This is a genomic window from Mesorhizobium sp. M7A.F.Ca.MR.362.00.0.0 (genome assembly GCF_004023175.1).
Classification (GTDB): Bacteria; Pseudomonadota; Alphaproteobacteria; order Rhizobiales; family Rhizobiaceae; genus Mesorhizobium.
In genome coordinates this window covers 1-2074 of sequence record NZ_RZTF01000556.1, presented here as the reverse complement: position 1 = coordinate 2074, position 2074 = coordinate 1, and the positions used below count along the sequence as shown (strand labels likewise).

The following is a 2074-nucleotide window of genomic DNA, read 5'->3' as shown; positions in this document are numbered from 1 at the left end:
CATGGTGAACCGCGACAAGGAACTCATTGCGGGCGTCGACGAAGACGACCGGCGCCGGCGCATCTCGCACAAGAACCGCCACAATCTGGTGACGATCCTGCTGTTCGTGGCAACGCAATGGGTCATGCTGTTCGCCACGCTGGCGATCTGGGACCGGGCGCTGAACTACTACACCGAATGGGCTGAAGTCGCACTGTTCGTCGCCGTGCTCCTGACCTCGGCGATCACCATTCCGTTCTACATCTTCGTGGAACGGGCAAGCCTTGGTTTCGGCCGGCTGAAGCCGCAGATGACGACGATCTACGACGTCGCCTTCTGGCGCCACGAGCGCCACTGGAAGCTGGCGGATTCGCCGATCGTGCGGCTGTTCGCCGGCACGCCGTTCCGGCCGATGATCCTGCGCATGCTGGGCGTCAAGGTTGGCAAACGGGTCTATGACGGCGGCAGCAACCTCACCGAACGCTCGCTGGTGGAGATCGGCGACGACGCCACCCTCAACGAGGGCTGCGTCATCCAGGCCCATTCGCTGGAGGAAGGCGCTTTCAAGTCCGACTTCATCCGCATCGGCAAGGGCTGCACGCTCGGACCTTCAGCCTTTGTCCACTACGGCGTCGTGATGGGCGAAGGCTCGGTGGTCGATGTCGACTCCTTCGTCATGAAGGGCGAAGAGCTGGAGCCCAACTCCATATGGAGGGGCAACCCGGCCAAGCTGCACCGCTTCGTCGAGCCGATCACCGACGATGGCTCCAAAGTATCGGCCAGGGCATCGGCTTGAAGAAGGGCATCGGCTTGAACACCGGAGACATCCGTCTCGTTGCCGTGACCGAGGCCAACCGTGCCCTGGTCACGGCCCTGGAACTCGCCCCGGAGCAGAGAGATTTCGTCGCCGACAATGCGGACTCGCTGGAAGAAGCCGGGACTGACGAAGACGCGCGGCCACGCGTCGTCATGGCCGGGACCCGCGTCGTCGGCTTCCTCATGTACGAGGCGCCCGAGGATGACGACGAGGCGCGCATCTACCGCTTCATGATCGACCGCGCTTCTCAAGGCAAAGGTCACGGCAAGGCCGCGCTGCGCGAAGTGCTGGGCGAAATCCAGGGGCTCGGCCACATCAGCCACGTCTCGATCTGCTACGAACCGGAGAATGATGCGGCGCGAAACCTCTATCGCAGCGCCGGTTTCGTCGAAGAAGGGCTGGACGAGGACGGCGAAATGATCGCCGGTCTCGCTTTGCCGGCACGGACGCACGAGCCGTGACGCGGTTGCCCGAGGAAATCGCCTTGGCCGAAGCGATCGCCGCCATCGCACCATCGGGAGTCCGGATCGGATGCCGGGTGATCCGCGACGGCGACGAGGCCCATCTGCTGCCTGGAGAAGCGCATTCCATCCCCGCGCGTCGGCCTGTCATGCGGCGCGCCAGCGGCGCGGCCCGGTGGATCGCGCACGGACTGCTGGCGGAGCTTGGCGCCGGCGACCTCGCCATCCTGCGCACGCCAACCGGCGCGCCGGTCTGGCCCGACGGGATAACCGGTTCGCTCGCTCACGACGACGACATGGCCGTGGCGGCGGTTGCACCGATTGGCGATATCGCCTCGCTCGGCATCGACGTCGAGCCTGCGCAGCCTCTCCCGGATGATATTTTGGCGCTCGTGACAACGCCCGCGGACCGCACGGACGCAGCCGACCGGCATCTTGCCGGCCGCATCCTCTTTGCCGCCAAGGAAGCCGTCTACAAGGCCGTCTATCCGCTCGATCGCGAGGTGCTGGGCTATGAGGACATCACCGTCGACCTGAACGCAGGCCAGGCGACGACGAAGACGGGCCGCAAGACCAGGCTCGTTTACTGCGCTGCCCCGCGCGTGGTGGTGCTGGCGTTTATCGATGGAGATGGGGTTTGGGGTCGGCGCGATTATTCTGCTGCGCTACGGCGTCATGAGTTCCTAGCCGAACGCGGCAATCGTTGACGTTGGCGCTGCCCCTCACTGTCCTGCCGGACATCTCTCCCCGTATAGTGACGGGGAGAGAGGGGCTGGCCGCGACGCCGGCATTCTTCCCGCAACGCTGGAGATTGGCG

Annotated in this window: 2 protein-coding genes and 1 pseudogene; all 3 read left to right on the top strand. The window is 65.1% G+C overall.

Translation table 11 applies throughout. The features are described from left to right. Positions 1 to 775 (top strand): annotated as a pseudogene (locus tag EOC06_RS44350) (peptide synthetase); the annotation flags it as partial. After that, positions 772 to 1257 (top strand): GNAT family N-acetyltransferase, encoded by a 486-nt coding sequence (locus tag EOC06_RS35035; protein WP_128309960.1) that lies wholly within the window; start codon positions 772 to 774, stop codon positions 1255 to 1257. The pseudogene EOC06_RS44350 and the gene EOC06_RS35035, both read left to right, overlap by 4 nt. Then, positions 1254 to 1964: a 4'-phosphopantetheinyl transferase gene (locus EOC06_RS35030; protein ID WP_128309959.1), complete on the top strand. Its 711-nt coding sequence runs from the start codon at positions 1254 to 1256 to the stop codon at positions 1962 to 1964. The genes EOC06_RS35035 and EOC06_RS35030 overlap by 4 nt, the downstream gene beginning before the upstream one ends. The last annotated feature ends 110 nt before the right edge of the window (positions 1965 to 2074 follow it).